This window comes from Pelagibacterium sp. H642, from assembly GCF_031202855.1.
Classification (GTDB): Bacteria; Pseudomonadota; Alphaproteobacteria; order Rhizobiales; family Devosiaceae; genus Pelagibacterium.
The window spans coordinates 1,486,378-1,507,370 of the sequence record NZ_CP101829.1 but is presented as its reverse complement, the minus strand read 5'-3'; the positions used below and the strand labels follow the sequence as shown (position 1 = coordinate 1,507,370).

Sequence of the window (20,993 nt, the reverse complement as noted above, 5' to 3'; positions counted from 1 at the left end):
CTAGCAAACTCCACCCCTCGCGCTTTGCGCCCGGGGAGGAGGAATTTGGAGGAAAATCAATGATTAGACATGCCTGCTCGCTTGCCGGAGCCATGCTCCTGCTCGCCTCGTCTTCTGCCCTCGCTCAGGAGGGGACACCCGAAACGCTGCGGCAGATCCTGTTCGTGGGCAACAGCTATTTCTACTACAACGATAGCATCCACAATCATCTCAACCGCATGCTGGCGGAAGCGGAAGGCCGCAGCGATGACGACCTGCTTCCCTTCCGCTCGATCACCATTTCGGGCGGCTCGCTCGACCATCACCCTTACGAGCATTACCTGACCCCCGGCGCCATCGGCTATGACGAGCCGTTCGACGCGGTGATCCTGGCCGGCCATAGCGCCGCCGCAAATTCCGACAATCGCCGCGCCCGCTTCCGCGATGCGGTTCTGGCCGCCAATGAGCTGATCACCGAACATGGCGCCGAAACGGTTCTCTACATGACCCACGCCTATGGCGAAGGTCACGAGAACCACTCCCCGGAAATGACCCACAATCTGGAAAGCCTTTATACCGAAGTCGCCGCCGAGATCGGCGCCACGGTCATCCCCGTGGGCCTGGCCTTCGCCAAGGCCTATAAGGAGCAACCCGATCTCGAACTGCATGTGGAGTTTGACCACAGCCATCCCAATCTGGCCGGCTCCTACCTTGCCGCGGCAACTGCCCTTGCGACGCTGTACGGGGTATCGCCGGTCGGCCTTGAATACGATTATTACGACCGGCTGGACCCTGAAACCGCTGCCTTCCTGCAGCAGGTCGCCGCCGACACTGTGGCCGAATTCAACGGAAACTAGCGATCGACGCGTGTTGAAAGAATGATCGAACTCATGGTGCGCTCGACCCCTTCGAGCGCACCGATCCTGTCGATCACCGCGTCAAGTTCGGCAACAGACGGCGCTTCGACCACCACGATCATGTCGAAGCTCCCCGAAACCGAATGCACGGTGCGCACTTCCACCATGGATTCGAGCGCCTTGACCACCTGCCCCACCTTTTTGGGCGAGACCGTCGCCATCAGATGCGCGCTGATCTGGCTCGAAAGATATCCGCCCGACAGTTTGAGCGCGTAACCTGCAATGGTTCCGTTGCGTTCGAGTTTTTCGAGCCGGCTTTGCGCAGTGGAGCGGGAAACCCCCAGCCGGCGGGCCAGTTCGGCTACCGGCATGCGGGCGTTTTCGCGCAGCAGCGCCAAAAGCATGCGATCGGCGTTAACTTTCGTCATTGTGGTGTAAATTTTCGTTGGTTTGCGCCTTTCGTCTCGCGATTATGCCTCAGTGCCGACTGCAAATCAACGGAACAGCATGGCATGCTGTTTTGGAGGATCGCGGGATTTATCCCCGCTTCAAAGGAGGATGGTATGAAGGAGATCGTCGTCGTAGGGGCGGGCCGGATCGGCGCCAGCATAGCGGACATGCTCAGCCAGAGCGGCGATTACGCCGTTACCGTGGTCGACCGGTCCGCCGACGCGCTGGCCGCGCTCGATACCGGTCCCGAGGTCAAGACCGCGCGCTGCGAAGTGGGCGAACCCGGCGCCCTGGAAGCCATCCTCAAAGGCAAATTCGCGGTGCTCTCGGCAGCGCCCTATTCGCTCACCACCCGCATCGCGGAAGCCGCGGCCGCCGCTGGCGTTCACTATCTCGATCTAACCGAGGATGTAAAATCCACGAGGCGCGTCAAGGAAATAGCATCAAAGGCCGATACCGCCTTCATCCCGCAGTGCGGGCTCGCTCCGGGGTTCATCGCCATCGCCGCGATGAGTCTCGCCAAACGCTTCGATACGCTCGAAGACGTCAAGATGAAGGTCGGCGCCTTGCCGCAATTTCCCACCAACGTCCTCAATTACGCGCTGACCTGGTCGCCCGAAGGGGTGATCAACGAATATTGCGAGCCCTGTGAAGCCATCGTCGATGGAGAGCTTACGGAAATCGCTCCGCTGGAGGACATCGAGGAGTTCGAACTCGATGGGGTGCGCTATGAGGCGTTCAACACCTCGGGCGGGCTGGGTTCGACGCCGCAAGTGCTCAAGGGAAAAGTCAAAAACCTCAACTACCGCACCATCCGCTATCCCGGCCATGCGCGGATCATGAAGCTGCTGCTCAACGATCTGAATTTAAAGGATCGCCGCGATCTGGCGCTGGACATCTTCCGCCATGCACTCTCCACCACCAAGCAGGACATGGTGGTGATCCTGGTCGAAGTGACCGGCACGCGCGCCGGCAAGCCCGCCCATGAACGCTTCGCGCGCACCATTCTTTCAGGCTATGTGGGAACACGTGAGCGCTCGGCCATCCAGATCACCACTGCCTCGGGTATCTCCGCCGTGCTCGACATGCTGGCCGCCGGGCAATTGCCGCAAAAGGGGTTCGTGGCGCAGGAAGAAATCGCGCTCGATGCCTTCCTCGCCAATCGCTTCGGCCGAACCTATGCCCAGAACCAGGCGATGACCAAGGTCGCCTAGCCGCCGAGTTTTTTCACTCGCTCGATCAGCGCCATCGCGGCCTTGGGATTGCGCTCCTTGAAGCCCGAGATCACGAAGGCGAACACTTCGCGCGGGGTTTGCTTGGGGCTAGGCCCACGGCTGGGCAGATCGTCGGGCACCCCGCCCTGGGCGTAAGTGACGATCCGCTCGGCCCAGCGGTCGAGATCCTTTTCCGAATAGCCCCTTTCGTGCTCCTCGCTGGTCCCCTGCAGGCGCAGATAAACGAAATCGGCGGTGGGGTCGGCGATCACCTGATACTCGGCATCGGCCCCGGTGATCAGCGCCACGCCGTTTTCGCGCGCCAGCGCCACCGCATCGCCATTGGCAAAGCTTTCGTGCCGCGCCTCCACGGCATGGCGCAGCTTGCGGCCGTCCTGGGTTGCGGGCAGCAGCTTCAAAAACGCAGCGAAATCATCGGGATCGAATTTTTTGGTCGAGGCGAGCTGCCAATTGATCGGCCCGAGCTTGTCCTTGAGCTCGGTGATGCCGCTCGAGGTGAAACGATTGACCGATTCGCCCGCTTCGCCGAGCACGCGCTTGTTGGTTGCATAGCGCGTCCCTTTGAGCGTGAACACGAAGTCCTCGGGTACTTCATCGTGCCATTTGCGGAAGCTCTCGGGCTTCTGGCTGCCATAGAAAGTGCCGTTGACCTCCACCCCGGTCATGGTCGTGCCCATATATTCGAGCTCGCGCTTTTGCGCCAATTTCTCCGGATAATAGGTGCCGCGCCAGGGTTCGAACGTCCAGCCGCCCACACCGATATGGATTTTTCCGCCCGCCATCGTCGCACTCCTTTTAATCGAAGTTCAGACTAGCACGGCGGCCGGTCGGGAACAGCCCGGATTTGCCGCCCGTTGTCACCCAATGGCACAGGGAAATATCCGTATCGGCATTTCGGGCTGGACCTACAAGGGTTGGCGGGGAAAGTTCTACCCCGAAGGCCTGCCGCACAAGCGCGAGCTTTCCTATGCGGCGGAAACCTTTTCCTCGATCGAGATCAACGGCACATTCTACGGCCTGCAGCGCCCCGAAGCCTTCGCCCGCTGGCGCGAGGAAACGCCGGACGATTTCATCTTCGCGATCAAGGGCTCGCGCTACATTACCCACATGCTGCGGCTCAAGGAGGTGGAAACCCCGCTCGCCAATTTCCTTGCCTCGGGGGTCTTGGCCCTCGGCCCCAAGCTTGGGCCGATCCTTTGGCAATTTCCGGCCCGCATGAAGTTCGATGCTGACCGCTTTTTACGGTTTCTGGACCTGCTGCCGCGCACGACCAAGGAGGCGGCAAAGCTGGCTCGCAAGCACGACCAGCGGCTCGAAGGCCGCGCCTATGCCGAAGCCGAAATCGACATTCCCCTTCGCCACGCCTTCGAAATCCGCAGCGAAACCTTCTGCACGCCGGACTTCGTCGATCTGCTCAGGGCGCACAATGCGGCGCTTGTGGTGGCAGACACCGTCGACTGGCCGCTGGTCATGGATATGACCGCCGACTTCGTCTATTGCCGCCTGCACGGATCTGAGGAGCTTTATACGAGCGGCTATGAGGACGAAGCGCTTGATATATGGGCAAGACGCGTTGCTGCCTGGGCGAAGGGGAGCGAACCTCGGGACGCAAAGCGTATCGCAGGACGCGGACCGGAGGCCGAGAGCCGGGACGTTTTCGTCTATTTCGACAATGACGCCAAGGTCCGCGCGCCGTTCGATGCGCAGGGGCTGATCAGGCGGTTGAAGCTCGATTAGCCTGCCACCCCAACCGCCCCTCAATGCGGCGGGCGCTTTCGCGCACGAGTGCCTTGAGATCGGGATCGGGCTGGTCGACCTTATGGTCCGGCACAACGATCGAGATCGTCGCGCGGCAGGCGCCTTCGGCATCGCAAATGGGAGAAGCGATGCAGGCGACCGAATAGTCCGACTCTCCCGCCTGGATCGAAAGACGGTTCTCAAGCCCCGTACGGGCCGATGTGACGAGGTCGTTTATGTCGGTTTCCGCCTTGCCGGTGGGCGAGGGGCGGGCGGCGCGCTCTAAGACCTTTCGGCGTTCGGGCTCGGGGAGGTGTCCCACCAGCAGGCGCCCCGAGGCCGACCAGTTGAGCGGGGTACGAGTGCCGACGCGCGAGGCGACGCCGAAATGGTCGGGGCCTTCGGCCATGGCGAGGACGACCATGGCATCGCCGTCGCGGCCGCAGACCTGCACGGTCTCGCCCGAGGCGCGCGAGAGGGCGTTCATTTCCTCGGTGGCGACGGAGAGCAGATCGAGCCGGCGGGCATAGGCGAGGCCGTAGTGGTAGAGTTTGGGGCCCAGCCAGACGCTGCCATCCGCTGCGCGGTCCACTAAGCCCTGAGCCAAGAGATCGTCGATGGTGCCGTAGACTGTCGAGAGCGGCGCGCCGATCGCCTGGCCGATCTCATAGGCCGTGGCCGGCTTTCCAATCGCGACCAGGTGATCGAGGATTTGACTCGCCCGTTCGAGCGCCGGCACGCGGCGGCGGGGCGCGGCGAGGCTCATTGCGGCCACCGGCCGAATATTTCGGCACGAGCGCGAACCGTATCGGCGAATGGGGTGACCATGCGCCCATCGGCAGCCAGCGCCGCATCGAGCACCGCCGTCAGCCGACCCGCAACCACCTTTTCCTCGCCCGCATGCAGATTGCAGGGGTCGAGGAACAGATAATTGTGCTCGGCTTCATGGTCGCGGACGATGATGACCGGTTCGCCCGCCCCCATCGCCGCGGCGAAATCCCAGGCGGTGATTTTCGCCGTCCTGGGATCGAAATCGATGCGCAGCCGGTCGAGGGGATTGCCGGTGGGATCGGGAGTTATTCGCGCCGTAATGCCTAGCCAGCCGTCGAGCGTTGCCTTCCAGAGATCGAGCGCAGCCCGCTCGCGGGCCCGGATACCGGCATGGTCACGGGTCTCCCAGGCCTCGAGCGCGGCGATCACTCCGGCGATGCCCTCCTTACCGACCTTGAAGCCGCGGCCGATGCCATAGTTCTGGAGGTACGCGGCGGCCACCAGATCCGCTTTACCGGCAATAATGCCCGAAGTCGGCCCGCCGAGGAACTTATGGCCCGAATAGAGGACGAGATCGGCGCCCTTGGCGAGAAAGCCCTTGAGATCGTATTCGGAGGCGGCATCGACAATTACCGGCACGCCTTTTTCGTGGGCGATCTCGCAGAAGATTTCCAACGGAAGCTGGCCGTATTCGACGCAGTGGTGCGAAACGACGTACAGCGCTGCGGCGGTATTTTCAGTGATTGCGGCGGCGAGCTGGTGCGGGCGGGTTTCGGTCGCCTGCCCGAAAGCGACCACCTTGGCACCGGAAAGCCTGATCGCCTGGTCGATCGGCGCGCCGTAATCGACCAGATGTCCGGTCTGGATGACGACTTGGTTTTTCAGCCCTGCCGTATCGGGGAGGCGCTCGATCAATCCCATGTCGCGGCCGGTCATCAGCCCCGCGATCGTAAGCGTAATCGCCGCCGAGCAGGAGGCGGTAACGCAACCCGCTTCCGCTCCCGTCAGCCTTGCGATGGTGCGGCTGGCAGCGCGCTGGAGATCGGCGATTTCGGTCCATTGGCCGAGCACCGCGGCGATCGCCTCGCGCGCTTGGGGCACGACGATGGAGGCGCCGAGCCCGGTCATGGTGCCCGAGCAGTTGATGACGTGGCGCAGGCCGAAGCGTTCGTGGATATCCATATCAATCCTCCACAGCGATCACGGCTTCGATCTCGACGGTGATCCCAAAAGGCAGCGAGGAAAAGCCCACGGCCGAGCGGGCATGGATGCCCTTTTTGCCGAACACCGCGACCATCAGGTCCGAGCAGCCATTGACGACTTTCGGGTGCTCGATGAAATCGGGAGTCGCGTTGACCATGCCCAGGAGCTTCACGACCCGCTTGACCCGCGAAAGATCGCCCAGCGCCTCGTGCATGACGGCGATGAGGTTGAGCCCAGTCAGCCGGGCATGGGCGTACGCGGCCTCGCTATCCACCCCGGCACCCAGCTTTCCCGTATGGCGGGTGCCGTCCGGTTCGACCGGCCCCTGGCCGGAAATGAAGACCAGATCGCCTTCGCGCACCCAATTGGTGAAATTGGCGACCGGTTCGGGGACAGGCGGCAGTTCCAGCCCCAGTTCGGCGAGGCGTTGATAGGGCGTCATGGCAGCGGCCAGCCACAATGGGCGCAGGCGCGGGGCAAATCGCCCTCGGTCGGCTGATAGCGATGCGCGTGGATGGCGTGGGCACCCAGAATGGCGTAACGCGGCTCGAAAGTCTTTTCGAGCAGTGAGGTGGCGCCATGGGCGTCCCGAACCGTTACTGCGCTGTCCTCGATCTCGAACAGGGTGAATTCGGCGGGCTTGCCGATCGCGAGCAGGTCTTCGGTGTCGAGCCCGATCACCTGTCGCGGCGCAATGGTTGCGGCGTGCACCACGTCTTCGAAATCCATGCCGAGCGAGAGGAGTTTCGAGAGCGTCGTCGCCATGTCCCAGACCGACTGGTCCATGGACCGGTTGTGCAGGTCGGTGGAGATGGTTTTGGGCTTGAGCCCCCGCGCCAGCGCGGCCTTGGCCACGTCGAAGGAGAACGAGGCCCCACCATGGCCGACATCGAGCACCACGCCGCGCGCGGCGGCGTCCTCGGCGAGGCGGTAGAGGTCCTCGTCCTCGAGGATCGAGCCGCCGACCTTGCCGTTGAAGCAATGGGTGACGATGTCGCCCCCGGTCAGCACCGCCAGCACGTCGTCATAGAGCGGGGGTGGCTCGCCCACATGCACCATGAGCGGCAGGTCGAGGATGCGCCCGAGCTTCTTTGCGAGCTTGACTGGCGCCATGTCCCAGCCGCCGGTGATCACCGCGCTGGCGCGGACTTTGAGACCCCGGATCACGTCGCGATTGGCTTCAACCGTTGCCTTGATCCTGTCGATATCGATCGAGCGCATGTCCATGAGTTCGGAGACCCGGTTACATGCAACCAGCCCGATCGAGCCGAGGTTCAGAAAGGCGTAAATATTCTCGCGCGCCGGTTCGGCGACATATTCGCGAAACCCATGAAAATTGGCCTCGCCGGCCGAGCCCGCATCGACGATGGTCGTAACCCCGCGCACCGCGCCGGCCTCATCGGGACGGATCGAGATGTCGGTACCGCCATACCAGATATGGGCGTGCAGATCGGTCCAGCCGGGGGAGAGGAAAGCGCCCTTGCCCTCTATCCGCTCGGCGCCGTCTGCAACCAGTCCAGGACCCACAGCAGCGACGGTGCCTCCGGGTGCGATGAGAACATCACATTGCTCGGGCAAACCCAGACCGAAGCCGATGGGACGGATGTCCGCGAGCAGTAGCGGTCGATCTGCGGGCGCGAAAGAATTACCGATCACGGTAAATTCCCTAATTATGGAATAGACTGCGTTATTATGGCACTTTGGTGCTTTCCGTAGCCCGTCGTCAAGAGGCATCCACTCCATTCGCCGTGGGGGGTTCATCATTGCATCAAAGGCTTGTAGCCTCCCGCCCATTGCCCGATTTCATTCTTCTTGGATCCGACAGGCCAATGACCTTGCCGATTTTCCTACGCCCGCTGCCCCTTTTTGCCCTCATCCTTCTTTCCCTATGGCTTTGCTTGGCAGCACCGGCGCTGGCGCAAGCTCAGGGTGCCGATGCGGCCGCAACCGAAGAGAGCGCGTCCGGTCCACAACAGGCCCTCGCGCAATTGATCGAAGTTCTGCGTGATGATGCGGCCCGGGACGCGCTCATTGCCGAACTCGAGGCCAATCTTACCACTCAAGACACCGAAGCCGCAGCAGCGACGGAAGAGCAGAGTCCGGCCGAAGAATTGCGCTCGTTCGGTAGCCAGATCGCTGATTTCACGCGGGAAACAGTGGAAAGCGTCGCCCGGACGCTCAGCCAGCTCTGGCGGCAATTGGCCAATGTGCCGAGCATCTTTGCCGGCCTCAATATCGGCGAACTCGAGGGATTGGGCGCCATATTGGGTCATATCGCAATCCTGGTAATCATCACCTATGGAGGGTTGATCCTGCTCCGCAGGCTGGGCGCCGGCCCGCGGGCCCGTCTCCGGCACCTGTTCCGGCGCGGAGGGTGGGTCGCCAAGCCTGTGGCGCTGGTTCTGGAACTGGTACTCGATATCGTTGCGGCCCTCATACCTTATGCGCTGGGCTACACGGTGGCGGTGAGCATCCTGGGCATTCCGGGCCAGATCAGCCTGGAGCACTCGCTCTATCTCAACGCTTTCCTGATGATCGAAATCGTGCTGGCGGTTCTGCGCACCGTACTTTCGCCCAACGAAGCCGAGCAGCGGCTGGTTCACGTCAGCGATGCAAGCGCCCGCTCCATCATGGGGTGGTCACGGCTTTTGGTCAGCCTTTTCGTTTTCGGCCAGATGCTGCTGCTGCCCTTGGTCACTGCCACCATTTCGTTTGCGGCGGGGCGGGCGATATCGGTCGTCATGGTTCTCATAACGCTCCTGACCGCCGCCATCGGTGTCCTTGTGGCGCGCGAACCCGTGCGCCGAAAGCTCATGACCTTTGTTTCCAACAACGAGGCGCGTCGGGGTCTGAGCTTGCCCATCCAGTATTGGCACGTCCTCGCATTGCTCTATATCGCCGTCCTCGCGATAGTGGCGCTCACCCGCTCGAGCTCCCAGTTCCAGGCCTATCTGTGGTCCAACGCCCAGATCGGCATTGCGGTGCTGGTGGGTTTTATCATCCTCAACATCATCAAGCGCGTCACTGCCAACGGCATCACCCTCCCCGAACCAATCCGCCGCCGCTCGCCCGAACTGCAACGGCAGCTCAATGGCATCGTGCCGGTGGTGCTCAAGGTCGTGCGCTTCATCGTCATTGCGGTCGTGGTCATCGTCTGCCTGCACGGGTTGGGCTTTTTCAACTTCGTCGAATTCGTCGAAAGCGAGTTCGGGGCGCGGGTAGCAGGGTCTACAATCACCATCCTGATGATCCTTGTGCTCGCCATCATCGCCTGGATTGCGCTCAACGCCTGGGTGGACAGCCAGGTCAATCCTGAACTCGCGCCGCAGGCAACGGCCCGCAAGCGGACGCTTTTCGCGCTGATGCGCAATGCTCTGACCATTGCCATCATCGTCATAACGCTGATGTTCGTGCTCTCGGAAGTGGGCATCAATATCGCGCCCCTGCTCGCCTCGGCGGGTGTGATCGGCCTTGCCATCGGTTTCGGTGCGCAAAAGCTGGTTCAGGACATCATCACCGGCATCTTCATCCAGCTCGAAGGCGCTATCGATGTGGGGGACGTCGTTGCCGTCGGCGGGATTTCCGGTTCAGTCGAGCGTCTCACGATCCGTTCGGTCTCACTGCGCGACGTCGAAGGATCCTACCACATAATCCCCTTCTCTTCGGTCGATACCGTCACCAATTTCATGCGCGGCTTCTCTTATGCGCTGATCGACATGGGAGTAGGCTACCGGGAGAATGTGGAGGACGCCCGCCAGGCGATGCTCGACGCCTTCGAGGAGCTGCGGGCCGACCCAGAGCACAAGAACGTCATCATCGCCGATTTCGAATGGATGGGCATTAATGCTTTCGGGCCGAGCGAAGTCGTTCTGCGGGCGAGGATCAAGACCCTGCCGGGCAAGCAATGGGCCGTCAAACGCGCCTACAGCGCCATCGTCAAGCGCCTGTTCGACGAACGCGACATCGAAATTCCCTTCCCGCACCAGACGCTTTATTTCGGCGTCGGCAAGGACGGAAAGGCACCGCCACTGCACATGATCCGGGACGACAGCGAGAACGCGGAGGCCGAAACGCTTCCGAGCGAGCAAACGCCCCCTGCTCCCGCGCGCAAGCGGCGTCCGCAGCGGAAACAGATCGAAGGCAAGGATATGCCCGACATTGACGCCGGCCCCGGCGAGGACGACGATCGCTAGCCCCGAAAAAGCGTGAAAAAGGGCGGCGTCTTGCCGCCTTTCCCCAATCGGGATGCCGTGCTAAGGGGGAGCGCTTTCTCCTCCTCTCGAAAGCTGCAAATGTCCCCTCTCGCCCACCCTTTCGACGCCGTCATCTTCGACATGGACGGAACGCTGCTCGATACCGAAGCGGTGTTCAAGGCCATTGTCTATGAGGTCTGCACCGAATTGGGCTTTGCCATGACCGACCATGTGCATGGGCGCATGGTGGGGTCCTCCCATGAAGCGACCGCCGGGCTGCTGGCGGAAACCTTCGGAGCGGAGTTTCCCTATGAACTGTTCGACGAAAAGTGCCGCGCTTCGATGTATGTGCGCATGGCCGATGTCGTGCCGGTCAAGACCGGCGCCGTCGAGCTGGTTTCGGCCCTGAGGGAGCTCGACGTCCCGCTGGCGGTCGCGACTTCGTCGCGCTCGCACCATGCGCTCTCCCATCTCAAGTCAGCGGGCGTGATCGACTATTTCGATACGATCGTCACCCGTGACGACGTGGCCAATCCCAAGCCGCACCCCGAGCCCTATCTGACAGCCGCGAAACGCCTTGCGGTCGATCCGGTCCATTGCGTCGCGTTCGAAGATTCGGTGGCCGGGGTCCGGGCAGCCCATGCGGCGGGTATGCGCACGGTGATGGTACCGGACCTGGTTCACCCGAGCGAAGACGTTGCAGCGCTTTGCGTGGCGGTGCTCGAGAGCCTCGCCCACGCTCACGATCATCTGGTTTCGGCGCCACGAGCTGCAAATGGGTTGCAGAAGCATTTGCACGTAAAATCAAAGAGATAGACAAATTGTCCGGCTTTAGCTAGGCGAAGATATCGCTTCCCCGGAGCCAACATGCCCCAGACGATCAAACTCGCGCTCGGCAGCATCGCGGTGGCGATAGGCGTTCTCGCGCTCAAGTTCTGGGCTGCCCGGATCACCGGGTCCGTCGCGCTGCTTTCCGATGCGCTGGAATCGGTGGTCAACCTTGCCACCGCCATCGCCGCCCTCATCGCGGTTCGTCTTGCCGCCCGTCCCGCCGATGCGGCAATGCCCTATGGCTATCACAAGGCCGAATATTTCTCGGCGGTGATCGAGGGGGTGTTCATCGTCGTCGCCGCGCTGTTGATCTTCCATCAGGCCTGGCAGGGTTTTGCCGCTCCGCAGCCGCTTTCGGCGCCCTTGGAGGGTATCGCCATTTCAGTCGTGGCCTCGGCGATCAACGGGGTTTGGTGCCTGGTGCTGATCCGCCAGGGCCGGCGGCTGCAATCGCCGGCGCTCGAAGCAGATGGACACCATCTGTGGACCGACGTCGTTTCCTCGGTCGGCGTGGTCGTTGGGTTATTATTAGTGCTCGCGACGGATCAGCCCCTGCTCGATCCCCTGATCGCTGCGCTGGTGGGCCTCAACATCCTCTGGTCGGGAACGCGCCTTCTGGCGCGCAGCGTGGGCGGTCTGATGGATGTTGCCGTGCCCAAGGAGCAGCTTGACGAAATCCGTGCAGCCATCCAGGCCAACGCCGAAGGCGCGATCGAAGCTCACGATCTGCGTGCCCGCCAGGCCGGCAAGGCGACATTTATCGACTTCCATCTCGTCGTGCCTGGCGCGATGAGCGTCGAGGACGCGCATGCAATTTGCGACCGCATCGAAGCGGCGCTCAAAACGATCAGCACCGAGGCGTTGATCACCATCCATGTGGAGCCCGAAGACAAGGCCAAGCATTCGGGGATCGTCGTGCTCTAACGTAGCGCGACCCCTCTCCCCGCCGCCGATGATGGCGGATTTGTCTAAAATCCCAGCTTTTTCAAGCACCCCCCGTTGAGACATCCCGGCTAGGGGTCTTCTCAACGGGCGCAAAAGCCGTTACGTTAACCATCGATTAAGCTTAACGTCGCGTTAACGCGCGAACGCGGCTATAGGGTCGGGCCAACGAGATAACGGCGCCACTATGAGGCGCCGAACGCGACAAGGGGACGGCATGGCGCGGGGCACGCACGCCATTGGCAGCATCTTCATCGGGGCCATTTTCAGCCTTGCCAGCATTCTTCCCGCCCAGGCCCAGGACGAACTTGTCCTGACCGCCGATCTTCTGAGCGACTACGTCGCCGACGATTTCATGACGACCGAGCAGCGCAAGGAACTGGCCGCCGGCGAGGTTCATTGCCTGGCCCAGGCTGTCTATCACGAAGCGCGGGGTGAACCCGAAAGCGGCCAATGGGCAGTGGCATCGGTCATCCTCAACCGTGTCGAAAGCCGGGCCTATCCCGATACCGTTTGCGACGTAGTGTTCCAGAACGCGCATCTGGCCAACCGTTGCCAGTTTTCCTTTGCCTGCGACGGACGGTCAGACGAGGGCGGCCGGGGCAACATCATCGACCGCGAAAGCTGGGTGAAATCCAACGTCATCGCCCAGGTGGCCTACCGTCAGTTCCTCGATGGAGAACGCCACGAGGATGGACTGACCACGGCAATGCACTTCCACACCACGAGCGTTTCGCCCTCCTGGGCGTCGGCTTATGCGGAAGTGGCCTCCATCGGCAATCACATCTTCTATTGACCGAGCCATCGGCCAAAAGAAAACCCGCACCGGACGTATCCGGCGCGGGCTCCCTCCACTGTGAGCTTTTGGAACCTTATTCGGCGGCAACCGCCAGCCGCGGGCCAGCCTCCGCGATCTGGGCATCGGCGGCGGCGAATTTGGCGAAATTGGCTTCGAACAGGCCGACGAGCTTTTCGGACTGGCGGTCATAGGCATCCTTGTCCGCCCAGGTTTCGCGCGGATTGAGCAGGGCGGCGTCCACACCCTCGACAGCGAGCGGTACGGCGAAGCCGAAAACAGGATCGACGCGGGCCGGAACGTTGATCAACTCGCCCGAAAGCGCCGCGTTGAGCAGACGGCGCGTGTCCTTGATCGAAATGCGCTTGCCCACGCCATAGGCGCCGCCTGTCCAGCCGGTGTTGATCAGCCAGCATTCGGCCAGGCTCTCGCGCAGGCGCTTTTTGAGCATGCGGCCGTAAACGGTGGGGTGCAGGCTCATGAATGGCGCGCCGAAGCAGGCCGAGAAGGTCGCCTGCGGTTCGGTGACGCCGCGCTCGGTGCCGGCCACCTTGGCGGTGTAGCCCGAAAGGAAGTGGTAGATCGCCTGTTCGGGCGAAAGCCGGGCGATGGGAGGCAGGACGCCGAAGGCATCGGCGGTCAGCAGCACCACATTGGTGGGCGTAGGCCCGGTGCCGGTGCGCGAGACATTGTCGAGCACATAAAGCGGGTAAGCGGCTCGGGTGTTTTCGGTTTTCGAGCCGTCGTTGAAATCGGGCTCGCGAGTGAGTTCGTCGAGCACCACGTTTTCGAGCACGGTTCCGAATTTCTTGGTCGCGCCATGGATTTCCGGCTCGGCCCGGGGCGAAAGATTGATGGTCTTGGCGTAGCACCCGCCCTCGAGGTTGAAGACCCCGTCATCGGACCAGCCGTGCTCGTCGTCACCGATCAGAATCCGTTCCGGATCGGTCGAAAGCGTGGTTTTGCCCGTTCCCGAAAGCCCGAAGAACAGCGCGGTGTCGCCCTGCTTGCCGGTATTGGCCGAGCAGTGCATGGGCAGCACGCCCTTAGAGGGGGCGTGGAAATTGAAGAGCGAGAACACCGACTTCTTGATCTCACCCGCATAGGCGGTGCCGCCGATCAGAACGATGTTGCGCGAAAGATCAAGTGCGATCACCGTCTCGCTGCGCGTGCCGTGGCGGGCCGGATCGGCCTTGAAGGCGGGATTATGCAGGATCGTCACATCGGGAGCAAAGCCATCGAGACCAGCGCGGGCCGGGCGGATCAGAAGATTGCGGATGAACAGGGCATGCCAGGCCGAGGGTGTCAGGACCTCGACATTGAGCTGGTGCTTGACGTCGGCCCCGGCCAAAAGCTGCTGGTCGAAGAGCTCGGCACCCTCGAGCGCAGCGGCGAAATCGGCCAGCAGGACCTCGAACTTTTCCGGATCGAGGGCTGCCGTATTGTCCCACCAGACGAGATTTTCGGTCAATTCGTCGCGCACGATGAATTTGTCGGCGGGCGAGCGGCCTGTGAACTTGCCCGTGTCGGCGACAAAGGCGCCATCGGCGCTCAGCTTGCCCTCGCCGCGCGCGATGGCGGTTTCGACAAGCACGGGGGCCGCATCGTTGAACCGGATCGAGGCGGCCTTGTCGGCAACGGCTTTGGCAAGGCTTTGACACGTGGTGGCGGACATTGGGACGCTCATAAATGCTATGATATATTGGGCGCCACCATAGAACCGAGGGAAGCGCGGCTTCCATCTGGCAATGGGTCGTAAGACGTTCGTCTAGAGCGGTGTAAGGGCCGCCCGGCGGGCCGTGCGGCGATTTGCCTTGCCATAATTTGCGCGTATTGTGAACGGCACAAGCGGCAGACGCGTTCTTTCAAGCGACGTTGAAATCGGATTCCGGCCGTCATACCTGTCGGAAGCCGCAACAGATAAAGGGAAATCGATGCCCAAGATCGCTCTTGTCGATGACGACCGCAACATCCTGACCTCGGTTTCGATGACACTCGAAGCCGAGGGTTACCAGGTGGCCACCTATACCGATGGCGCCTCCGGGCTCGATGGGCTCACCTCCGAGCGGCCGGACCTTGCGATCCTCGACATCAAGATGCCGCGCATGGACGGCATGGAACTGCTGCGCCGGCTGCGCCAGAAGTCCGACGTCCCGGTGATCTTCCTCACTTCCAAGGACGAGGAGATCGACGAGCTTTTCGGGCTCAAGATGGGTGCCGACGATTTCATCACCAAGCCCTTCTCCCAGCGCCTTCTGGTCGAGCGGGTGAAGGCGGTTCTGCGCCGCGCCGCAGCGCCCAAGGAAGCCGGAGCCGCCGTGGTCAATGGCGAGGACGGCGCGCCCAAGACCTCTCTCGAGCGCGGGGCCTTGGTCATGGATCAGGAGCGCCACACCTGCACCTGGAAGGGGCAGCGGGTGACGCTCACGGTCACCGAATTCCTCATCCTTCTGGCACTGGCCCAGCGCCCGGGCGTGGTCAAGAGCCGCAATGCGCTCATGGACGCCGCCTATGACGACCAGGTCTATGTCGACGACCGCACCATCGACAGCCACATCAAGCGCTTGAGAAAGAAGTTCAAGAGCGTGGATGACAGCTTCGACATGATCGAAACGCTCTATGGCGTCGGCTACCGCTTCAAGGAGCAGTAAACCGCACGTGGACGCAGGCGAGACGATTACAGGTCATACGCCTTCTTCCAAGGCAGAAGCCAAGGAACAGGCCGCACGGGAGCGCCAGGCGGCACGCCGGCCCCTGCTGCGCCCGGTCTTTGCCTTTTTCCGCGGTGTGGGGCGGGTGATCAACTTCACCTTCTTCTCCTCACTCGCCCGGCGGATCGTGATCCTCAACCTCGTGGCGCTTGCGGCGCTGGTTGCGGGCATCCTCTATCTCAACACCTTTCAATCGGGCCTGATCGACGTGCGCGTTTCCGCGCTTCGCGTGCAGGGCGAGATCATCTCGGCGGCGATCGCGGCCTCGGCCACCGCCAATTCGGATTCGATCACCGTCAATCCCGATCGGCTGCTCGAACTCTATACGGGCGAATACGGGTCGCCCTATGCGCTGTTCGATCCGACGCTCGAATTTCCCATCAACCCCGAACGCGTCGCCCCGCTGCTGCGCAACCTCGTCACCCCCACCCGAACGCGGGCGCGTATCTACGATCGGGGCGGTCTGATGATTTTGGACAGCAACAACATCTATGCGAGCGGAGACATCCTGCGCTCGCCTCAGGCCGAGCCGACACCGGATTCGCGGCCGTTCTTTTTTACAATCTGGAACTGGTTCTCGCGCCTGCTCAGGGGCGGCGACTACCCGCTCTATCAGGATTATCCGGCCAATGAAGGCCTGCGCTATCCCGAAGTGGCTTCGGCGCTCGAAGGCTCGCCCGCCGATATCGTGCGGGTCGACAGCCGCGGCCAGCTTGTCGTTTCAGTCGCCGTGCCGGTGCAGCGCCAGCGTTCGGTGGTGGGAGCCCTGCTGCTTTCGACCAGCCCGGGCGAGATCGATGCCATCGTGACGCAGGAGCGCTGGCAGATCCTGCGGCTGGCCCTGGTCGCAGCACTGGTCACCGGCACGCTCTCCGCCCTGATGGCGGGGACGATCGCCGGGCCGATGCGCCGGCTCTCGGCGGCGGCCGAGCGGGTTCAGACCTCGATGAAGGCGCGCGCCGAAATTCCCGACTATACCGACCGCTCCGACGAGATCGGGCACCTTTCCGGCTCGCTGCGGGCCATGACCAACGCGCTTTACAATCGCATCGAGGCCATCGAGCGTTTTGCCGCCGACGTGGCTCACGAGCTCAAAAATCCGCTGACCTCGCTCAGGAGCGCTGTGGAAACCCTGCCTCTGGCCAAGAACGCGGAAGACCGCAAGCGGCTGGTCGATATCATCCAGCACGATGTGCGCCGGCTCGACCGCCTGATTTCCGACATCTCCAATGCCAGCCGGATCGACGCCGAACTGGCGCGCGAGAACACCGAAACCGTCGATCTCGCCGAACTGGCGGGAGCGATCGTCTCGATCCAAGCCGATCTGGCTGCAAACCGGGATGTGGCCGTTACGCTGATCGCCGGCAAGGGCCGCTATGCGCCACTGGTCAAGGGGCACGACACGCGGCTGGCGCAAGTCTTCACCAACCTCATCGACAATGCGGTTTCATTTTCACCCGCCGGCGGCACCGTGACAGTCAAAGTCACCGCCGACGCCGAACATGTGATCGCCAGGGTCGAGGACGAGGGGCCTGGCCTTGGCGGCAATATCGAAAAGGTGTTCCAGCGTTTTTATACCGATCGGCCGGAGGGCGAGAGTTTCGGTGACCATTCGGGGTTGGGCTTATCCATTTCCCGGCAGATCGCCGAGGCTCACCAAGGTACGCTTGACGCAGGCAACAGAACCGATGCAACTGGTGCGGTGTTCACCTTGACGCTACCGCGAGCGAAAACTTGACGGCCGAAAAGCACAATACGCACGGCACGGGCATCCTCATCGGCCACCACGGCGTTCTCCTGACCGGTGTTTCGGGCGCCGGCAAGTCGCTGCTGGCCCTCGATCTTTTGGAGCAGGCGCGGTTGCGCGGCGACACGGCTCTGCTGATTTCCGACGATCGGGTTCTGCTGTCGACCGACGAGGACGGATTGGTCATGGAGCCGCCGCCGACCATCGAAGGGATGATCGAGTTGCGAGGGCGCGGGATCATCACCCTGCCCTATGCCAGGCAGGCCCATGTGCATCTGGTGGTCGATCTCGTCGAAGAAGAAGAACGCCTGCTCGAGGAATCGGCGCTCACAACCAAGATTCATGGTATCTGGGTTGCACGCTGCCCCGTGCCGAGGCGCGGCCGCATCGATGGGCTGCATCAGCGCTTTCTCGTTCACGCCGCACTTCGGGCCTTGGGTTCCAATGTGGGTTAGGTCTTCTCCTGCTGGTACGGTTTCGCTGGAAACCGGCCGAAAAGGACTTGAAAGCCGGGCCCAGCCGGGAAAGACTTCGCCCGGATGCGGCACGCCATCGAAAAAGGGTTTCCGGACATGATGGGTTTGGTCCTTGTGACCCATGGCAGGCTTGCCGAAGAATTTTGCGCCGCGCTCGAACATGTGGTGGGACCGCAAGAGGCCATTGCCGCCGTTTCCATCGGTCCCGAGGACGACATGGAAGGCCGGCGCAACGACATCATCGCTGCCGTCGAAGCCGTCGATCAGGGCGATGGCGTGGTGATCCTCACCGATATGTTCGGCGGCACGCCCTCCAACCTCGCCATTTCGGTGATGCAGGACCGCGACATCGAGGTGATCGCCGGGCTCAACCTGCCCATGTTGGTCAAGCTCGCCCGCATGCGCCCGGATATGGAAATGCGCGAGGCCGTACGCCTTGCAGCCGAGGCCGGGCGCAAATACATTAACGTCGCCAACGACGTTCTCGGAAAATGAGCGCAACAGTCACCGAACCGGGCCGCGCCGTCTGCCAGCGGCTCACGATTTGCAACAAGCGTGGATTGCATGCGCGCGCTTCGGCACGCTTCGTGCGGACCGCCGATCATTTCGACGCTCAAGTCAGCGTGACGCGCGACGGCGTCACTGTGGGCGGCACTTCGATCATGGGATTGATGATGCTTGCGGCAGGTCCGGGCTCGACCATTCTGGTCCAGGCCACCGGCAATCAGGCGCGCGAAGCCATCGAAGCGATCACCGAACTGGTCAATAACGGGTTCGACGAAGACAAGGACGCTGGTGAACCCATTCCGTAGCGCCGCGCCGGCATTGGGGGCCGAGAGGAAGACCACTGATGCTCAAGCGAATCGCCTGTCTTGCCGGCGCGATCATTGGAGGGACCACGCTTTCCCAGGCGCCCGAATACACGCAGCAATATTCCCAGCGGCTGGCCGGCGCGGTCGATGAACTCGCAACGGTCGTTGCCCAGTTCGACGCGGATGCGGCGGCCTTTGGCCTCACCCGCGAAGAAGGGCTCGAGCGCTACGACGCCAGCACCGACCAATTCCTTGCCGAACGCGGCATGTCGATGCGCGGCGTCGTCGAGCGTTACGAACGACTTTCCGAGCAATTGGCGCAATTGCGCGCGGCGCCTCCCGCGACCCGGGTCGTGGAAGTGGCGCGCTATTTCGATACCGATGTCGGCGCTGCGGCGCTCGAGGATTTCCGCCCCGCCCTGCCGCTGACGCTGGAGGGCCTGGCCTATGTATTGGTTGGCTTTCTTGGCGGGTTTGCCGTCCTCTGGGTGGTGGTGACGCTCCTTTCGGCGCCCTTCCGCCAACGGCGGTCCAAAGTGCGCATCAGCCGGATATAAAACTTTCTTTATATCCCGGTTGCCGGACCGGCTTCCCGTCGCGTATAACGCGGGCACACGGGTTCAACCAACACGCGGAGACCGGGCGCATGAGCACCGCTTCCCCCCAATATGCCGTCAAGGACATTTCGCTTGCCCCCTATGGACGCAAGGAAATCGAGATGGCTGAGATCGAAATGCCGGGCCTGATGGCCATCCGGGCCGAGAACGCCGCCGCGCAGCCTCTGAAGGGCGCGCGCATTGCCGGTTCCCTGCACATGACCATCCAGACCGCCGTCCTGATCGAAACGCTGGTGGCGCTGGGCGCCGAAGTGCGCTGGGCGTCGTGCAACATCTTTTCCACCCAGGACCATGCCGCCGCGGCCATCGCCGAAGCGGGCATTCCGGTTTTCGCCCACAAGGGTGAGACGCTTGAAGAATACTGGGATTTCGCCGACCGCATCCTTGATTGGGGCAATGGCGAAGTCGCCAACATGATCCTTGACGATGGCGGCGATGCCACCATGCTCGTCTTGATCGGCGCCAAGGCCGAGACAGATCCTTCCGTTCTCGCCAACCCCAAGAACGAGGAAGAGGAAGCACTCTTTGCCACCATCAAGCGGCGCCTTGAGCGTGAGCCGGGCTTTTATTCCAAGTGCCGCGCGGCGATCAAAGGCGTTTCGGAAGAAACCACTACCGGCGTGATGCGCCTTTACCAGCTTCAGGAGCGGGGCGAGCTACCCTTCCCGGCTATCAACGTCAACGACAGCGTCACCAAGTCCAAATTCGACAACAAATATGGCTGCCGCGAGAGCCTTGTCGATGCCATCCGGCGCGGCACCGATGTGATGATGGCCGGCAAGGTGGCCATCGTTTGCGGCTATGGCGATGTGGGCAAGGGGTCGGCCGAATCCCTGCGTGGCGCCGGCGCCCGCGTGCTGGTCACCGAAATCGATCCGATCTGCGCGCTGCAGGCTGCCATGGACGGCTATGAAGTGGTGACGCTGGACGATGCGGTCGAGCGTGCCGACATCATCGTCACCGCCACGGGCAGCAAGGATGTTCTGACCATCGACCATATGCGCCGGGTCAAGAACATGGCCATTGTCTGCAATATCGGCCATTTCGACAATGAAATTCAGGTTGCCGCGCTGCGGAACCTCAAATGGACCAACGTCAAGCCGCAGGTCGATATTGTCGAATTCCCAGACAATAAGCGGATGATCCTTCTTTCCGAGGGCCGGCTGGTCAATCTAGGCAACGCCACGGGCCACCCCTCGTTCGTCATGAGCGCCTCGTTCTCCAACCAGACGCTGGCCCAGATCGAGCTTTGGACCAAGGGTGAGCAGTATGAAAACAAGGTCTACGTGCTGCCCAAGCATCTCGACGAAAAGGTTGCCAGCCTGCACCTGGAAAAGCTGGGGGCCAAGCTCACCAAGCTCAGCCAGGAACAGGCCGATTATATCGGGGTGACCCCACAGGGTCCGTTCAAGGCCGATCATTACCGCTATTGATCGGCTGGGCTGCCACAAAGGTTAACAAAAGGGGCGTTTGGACGCCCCTTTTTTGCGTTTTACACGTGAACAAAACAGGACCACTTCAAGCGCGAAAACCCGTGCAAGCCCCAAGTTTTCCACGGCCCGGCAGTTTGACTCTTTTTCGCGATTCGCCGCGCTTGTATGGTTAACTGATTCGGAGGCCTTCTCGGCCCTCCATG

At 62.1% G+C, this 20,993-nt stretch carries 21 protein-coding genes; 14 read left to right on the top strand and 7 right to left on the bottom strand.

Going from position 1 to position 20,993, the window contains the following annotated elements; all coding sequences use genetic code 11:
• Window positions 1-59 precede the first annotated feature (59 nt).
• Window positions 60-836, top strand: a complete 777-nt coding sequence (locus NO934_RS07365; RefSeq protein ID WP_309163228.1) for a hypothetical protein — start codon at window positions 60-62, stop codon at window positions 834-836.
• On the opposite strand, the gene NO934_RS07360 is transcribed toward NO934_RS07365, so the two are convergent.
• A complete protein-coding gene (locus NO934_RS07360) occupies window positions 833-1,264 on the bottom strand; it encodes an Lrp/AsnC family transcriptional regulator (protein ID WP_309163227.1) in 432 nt (143 codons plus the stop codon). The two genes, NO934_RS07365 and NO934_RS07360, sit on opposite strands and share 4 nt — an antisense overlap.
• Window positions 1,265-1,399: 135 nt before the next feature.
• Here NO934_RS07360 and NO934_RS07355 point away from each other — a divergent pair, with 135 nt between their 5' ends.
• Window positions 1,400-2,500 (top strand): saccharopine dehydrogenase C-terminal domain-containing protein, encoded by a 1,101-nt coding sequence (locus NO934_RS07355; protein ID WP_309163226.1) that lies wholly within the window; start codon window positions 1,400-1,402, stop codon window positions 2,498-2,500.
• On the opposite strand, the gene NO934_RS07350 is transcribed toward NO934_RS07355, so the two are convergent.
• On the bottom strand, window positions 2,497-3,303 hold the full coding sequence (locus NO934_RS07350; protein WP_309163225.1) for a DUF72 domain-containing protein: 807 nt from the start codon (window positions 3,301-3,303) through the stop codon (window positions 2,497-2,499). The genes NO934_RS07355 and NO934_RS07350 overlap by 4 nt on opposite strands.
• A gap of 82 nt (window positions 3,304-3,385) precedes the next feature.
• Between NO934_RS07350 and NO934_RS07345 the strand changes: the two genes are divergently transcribed.
• Entirely contained in the window at window positions 3,386-4,258 is an 873-nt protein-coding gene (locus NO934_RS07345) for a DUF72 domain-containing protein (protein ID WP_309163224.1), read from the top strand.
• Here NO934_RS07345 and NO934_RS07340 read toward each other — a convergent pair.
• The 4 genes from NO934_RS07340 to NO934_RS07325 are packed head-to-tail and all read right to left on the bottom strand — an operon-like array spanning window position 4,236 to window position 7,885.
• Window positions 4,236-5,024: an IclR family transcriptional regulator gene (locus NO934_RS07340; protein ID WP_309163223.1), complete on the bottom strand. Its 789-nt coding sequence runs from the start codon at window positions 5,022-5,024 to the stop codon at window positions 4,236-4,238. The two genes, NO934_RS07345 and NO934_RS07340, sit on opposite strands and share 23 nt — an antisense overlap.
• On the bottom strand, window positions 5,021-6,217 hold the full coding sequence (locus NO934_RS07335; protein ID WP_309163677.1) for an aminotransferase class V-fold PLP-dependent enzyme: 1,197 nt from the start codon (window positions 6,215-6,217) through the stop codon (window positions 5,021-5,023). The genes NO934_RS07340 and NO934_RS07335 overlap by 4 nt, the downstream gene beginning before the upstream one ends.
• A complete protein-coding gene (locus NO934_RS07330; protein WP_309163222.1) occupies window positions 6,213-6,674 on the bottom strand; it encodes a RidA family protein in 462 nt (153 codons plus the stop codon). Before NO934_RS07330 ends, NO934_RS07335 begins: the two co-directional genes overlap by 5 nt.
• Window positions 6,671-7,885 carry an amidohydrolase/deacetylase family metallohydrolase gene (locus NO934_RS07325; RefSeq protein ID WP_375143295.1) on the bottom strand — a complete coding sequence of 405 codons (1,215 nt, stop codon included), beginning with the start codon at window positions 7,883-7,885 and terminating at the stop codon, window positions 6,671-6,673. The genes NO934_RS07330 and NO934_RS07325 overlap by 4 nt, the downstream gene beginning before the upstream one ends.
• A 176-nt stretch (window positions 7,886-8,061) precedes the next feature.
• On the opposite strand from NO934_RS07325, the gene NO934_RS07320 reads away from it, so the two are divergent.
• From NO934_RS07320 to NO934_RS07305, 4 genes are all read left to right on the top strand, one after another.
• Window positions 8,062-10,425 (top strand): mechanosensitive ion channel domain-containing protein, encoded by a 2,364-nt coding sequence (locus NO934_RS07320; RefSeq protein ID WP_309163220.1) that lies wholly within the window; start codon window positions 8,062-8,064, stop codon window positions 10,423-10,425.
• Window positions 10,426-10,524: 99 nt separating this feature from the next.
• On the top strand, window positions 10,525-11,241 hold the full coding sequence (locus tag NO934_RS07315; RefSeq protein WP_309163219.1) for an HAD family phosphatase: 717 nt from the start codon (window positions 10,525-10,527) through the stop codon (window positions 11,239-11,241).
• Between the two features lie 51 nt (window positions 11,242-11,292).
• Window positions 11,293-12,180, top strand: coding sequence for a cation diffusion facilitator family transporter (locus NO934_RS07310; protein ID WP_309163217.1), 888 nt, complete (start codon window positions 11,293-11,295; stop codon window positions 12,178-12,180).
• A 235-nt stretch (window positions 12,181-12,415) separates the two neighbouring features.
• Window positions 12,416-12,994: a cell wall hydrolase gene (locus NO934_RS07305; protein ID WP_309163215.1), complete on the top strand. Its 579-nt coding sequence runs from the start codon at window positions 12,416-12,418 to the stop codon at window positions 12,992-12,994.
• A 76-nt stretch (window positions 12,995-13,070) separates the two neighbouring features.
• Here the strand turns inward: NO934_RS07305 and NO934_RS07300 are convergent, their stop codons facing one another.
• Window positions 13,071-14,669: a phosphoenolpyruvate carboxykinase gene (locus tag NO934_RS07300; protein WP_309163214.1), complete on the bottom strand. Its 1,599-nt coding sequence runs from the start codon at window positions 14,667-14,669 to the stop codon at window positions 13,071-13,073.
• A gap of 259 nt (window positions 14,670-14,928) precedes the next feature.
• Here NO934_RS07300 and NO934_RS07295 point away from each other — a divergent pair, with 259 nt between their 5' ends.
• The 7 genes from NO934_RS07295 to ahcY all read left to right on the top strand — a co-directional run bounded on the left by NO934_RS07295 (window position 14,929) and on the right by ahcY (window position 20,790).
• Complete coding sequence (locus tag NO934_RS07295; protein ID WP_309163213.1) at window positions 14,929-15,645, top strand: response regulator transcription factor; 717 nt, start codon at window positions 14,929-14,931, stop codon at window positions 15,643-15,645.
• A 7-nt stretch (window positions 15,646-15,652) separates the two neighbouring features.
• Window positions 15,653-17,443 (top strand): sensor histidine kinase, encoded by a 1,791-nt coding sequence (locus NO934_RS07290; protein ID WP_309163212.1) that lies wholly within the window; start codon window positions 15,653-15,655, stop codon window positions 17,441-17,443.
• Window positions 17,440-17,907, top strand: coding sequence for a hypothetical protein (locus tag NO934_RS07285; protein ID WP_309163210.1), 468 nt, complete (start codon window positions 17,440-17,442; stop codon window positions 17,905-17,907). The genes NO934_RS07290 and NO934_RS07285 overlap by 4 nt, the downstream gene beginning before the upstream one ends.
• Window positions 17,908-18,024: 117 nt before the next feature.
• The gene (locus tag NO934_RS07280; RefSeq protein WP_309163209.1) at window positions 18,025-18,423 is read left to right on the top strand and encodes a PTS sugar transporter subunit IIA; all 399 of its coding nucleotides are present in this window, start codon (window positions 18,025-18,027) and stop codon (window positions 18,421-18,423) included.
• Complete coding sequence (locus NO934_RS07275; protein WP_309163208.1) at window positions 18,420-18,740, top strand: HPr family phosphocarrier protein; 321 nt, start codon at window positions 18,420-18,422, stop codon at window positions 18,738-18,740. The genes NO934_RS07280 and NO934_RS07275 overlap by 4 nt, the downstream gene beginning before the upstream one ends.
• Window positions 18,741-18,778: 38 nt before the next feature.
• Window positions 18,779-19,297: a DUF2937 family protein gene (locus NO934_RS07270; protein WP_309163207.1), complete on the top strand. Its 519-nt coding sequence runs from the start codon at window positions 18,779-18,781 to the stop codon at window positions 19,295-19,297.
• 89 nt (window positions 19,298-19,386) lie between these two features.
• Window positions 19,387-20,790, top strand: a complete 1,404-nt coding sequence (ahcY, locus tag NO934_RS07265; protein WP_309163206.1) for an adenosylhomocysteinase — start codon at window positions 19,387-19,389, stop codon at window positions 20,788-20,790.
• Window positions 20,791-20,993: the final 203 nt, after the last annotated feature.

Excerpts from the sequence above, each read along its gene's own strand:
- NO934_RS07350 (WP_309163225.1), bottom strand. The coding sequence starts at position 3,303 with ATGGCGGGCGGAAAAATCCATATCGGTGTGGGCGGCTGGACGTTCGAA.
- NO934_RS07330 (WP_309163222.1), bottom strand. The coding sequence starts at position 6,674 with ATGACGCCCTATCAACGCCTCGCCGAACTGGGGCTGGAACTGCCGCCT.
- NO934_RS07270 (WP_309163207.1), top strand. The coding sequence starts at position 18,779 with ATGCTCAAGCGAATCGCCTGTCTTGCCGGCGCGATCATTGGAGGGACC.
- NO934_RS07360 (WP_309163227.1), bottom strand. The coding sequence starts at position 1,264 with ATGACGAAAGTTAACGCCGATCGCATGCTTTTGGCGCTGCTGCGCGAA.
- NO934_RS07355 (WP_309163226.1), top strand. The coding sequence starts at position 1,400 with ATGAAGGAGATCGTCGTCGTAGGGGCGGGCCGGATCGGCGCCAGCATA.
- NO934_RS07280 (WP_309163209.1), top strand. The coding sequence starts at position 18,025 with ATGATGGGTTTGGTCCTTGTGACCCATGGCAGGCTTGCCGAAGAATTT.
- NO934_RS07365 (WP_309163228.1), top strand. The coding sequence starts at position 60 with ATGATTAGACATGCCTGCTCGCTTGCCGGAGCCATGCTCCTGCTCGCC.
- ahcY (WP_309163206.1), top strand. The coding sequence starts at position 19,387 with ATGAGCACCGCTTCCCCCCAATATGCCGTCAAGGACATTTCGCTTGCC.
- NO934_RS07295 (WP_309163213.1), top strand. The coding sequence starts at position 14,929 with ATGCCCAAGATCGCTCTTGTCGATGACGACCGCAACATCCTGACCTCG.
- NO934_RS07340 (WP_309163223.1), bottom strand. The coding sequence starts at position 5,024 with ATGAGCCTCGCCGCGCCCCGCCGCCGCGTGCCGGCGCTCGAACGGGCG.
- NO934_RS07305 (WP_309163215.1), top strand. The coding sequence starts at position 12,416 with ATGGCGCGGGGCACGCACGCCATTGGCAGCATCTTCATCGGGGCCATT.
- NO934_RS07315 (WP_309163219.1), top strand. The coding sequence starts at position 10,525 with ATGTCCCCTCTCGCCCACCCTTTCGACGCCGTCATCTTCGACATGGAC.
- NO934_RS07320 (WP_309163220.1), top strand. The coding sequence starts at position 8,062 with ATGACCTTGCCGATTTTCCTACGCCCGCTGCCCCTTTTTGCCCTCATC.
- NO934_RS07345 (WP_309163224.1), top strand. The coding sequence starts at position 3,386 with ATGGCACAGGGAAATATCCGTATCGGCATTTCGGGCTGGACCTACAAG.
- NO934_RS07300 (WP_309163214.1), bottom strand. The coding sequence starts at position 14,669 with ATGTCCGCCACCACGTGTCAAAGCCTTGCCAAAGCCGTTGCCGACAAG.
- NO934_RS07275 (WP_309163208.1), top strand. The coding sequence starts at position 18,420 with ATGAGCGCAACAGTCACCGAACCGGGCCGCGCCGTCTGCCAGCGGCTC.
- NO934_RS07310 (WP_309163217.1), top strand. The coding sequence starts at position 11,293 with ATGCCCCAGACGATCAAACTCGCGCTCGGCAGCATCGCGGTGGCGATA.